The organism is Bradyrhizobium sp. NBAIM08, assembly GCF_020193935.1.
Taxonomy (GTDB): domain Bacteria; phylum Pseudomonadota; class Alphaproteobacteria; order Rhizobiales; family Xanthobacteraceae; genus Bradyrhizobium; species Bradyrhizobium yuanmingense.
In genome coordinates this window covers 1-408 of record NZ_JADYVR010000888.1, presented here as the reverse complement: position 1 = coordinate 408, position 408 = coordinate 1, and the positions used below count along the sequence as shown (strand labels likewise).

Sequence of the window (408 nt, the reverse complement as noted above, 5' to 3'; positions counted from 1 at the left end):
CCCTGGACCGGGTCGGCGTCGGTGACGTGATGCCGGTCTGCAGCGCCAACGAGGTGCCGGGTCCGCTCCGGGCGGAGCTGGTCGCTGCCGCGGAGCGGGTCGGCGCCGCGGTGCAGCCGTGCACCGGCAACCGGGCCAGCGACCACTGGTCGTTCGTCCGCAACGGTCTGCCGGGCGTCCGGCTGGGGAGCACGTCGTACGCCGGCTACCACAGCCCACAGGACGTGCCGTCGGTCGTGAACCGTGCACAGCTGGCGCGGGCGGCGCGGATCACCGTCGCCTGGCTCAGCAGCCGGTGAACCTCGGCGCCGACCTCAGCGCCGACTGAACGGGCCGGTCGAGGTCGACCACACGTCGTCGAGGATGTCGGCGCCCTCGGGTCCGGCGACCGGCCGTGGTGCGAAGGAC

General features: G+C 74.3%; 1 protein-coding gene. It reads left to right on the top strand.

What is annotated here, in order from left to right; genetic code table 11:
- Positions 1-299, top strand: a 299-nt coding sequence (locus tag I6F37_RS42550; RefSeq protein ID WP_225154759.1) for a M28 family peptidase, incomplete at its 5' end; no start/stop codon positions are given.
- Positions 300-408: the final 109 nt, after the last annotated feature.